Source organism: Aureibaculum marinum, from assembly GCF_003813905.1.
GTDB classification, from domain to species: domain Bacteria; phylum Bacteroidota; class Bacteroidia; order Flavobacteriales; family Flavobacteriaceae; genus Aureibaculum; species Aureibaculum marinum.
The window spans coordinates 1-430 of the sequence record NZ_RPFJ01000110.1 but is presented as its reverse complement, the minus strand read 5'-3'; the positions used below and the strand labels follow the sequence as shown (position 1 = coordinate 430).

1 protein-coding gene is annotated in these 430 nt (G+C 31.6%); it reads right to left on the bottom strand.

Annotated elements, in window-relative coordinates:
- A partial coding sequence (locus tag EGM88_RS15590) for a galactokinase (RefSeq protein ID WP_394336882.1) occupies positions 1-430 on the bottom strand: 430 nt, incomplete at both ends.

Here is a 430-nt window from a genome sequence, read left to right as displayed (position 1 = left end):
TACGGCATCTCGGTGTATAATATTAATGGTACAACCACCAAAACCACCTCCCATCATTCTAGCTCCAATAACTTCGTCATATTTTTTAGAAAAATCGACTAAAAAGTCTAATTCAGAACAACTGACTTCATAGAGATTTTGTAACCCTTCATGGGTTTTATACATGTTTTCGCCAAGCTTATGTAACAATGATTTTTTTAATGCTTCTACGGAGTTTAAGACGCGTTGTTTTTCTTCTACTACATATTTACATCTATTAAAAATAACTTCAGAAAGCTCATCTTTAAATTCATTTAATAAGTCTTTGGAAACATCACGTAAAGAATGTACTTCAGCATATTTTTGCTTTATAACTCTAACCCCTTCTTCACATTGACTTCTTCTGATATTATATTCTCCAGAAGCTAAATTATGAGAAACATTTGTGTTG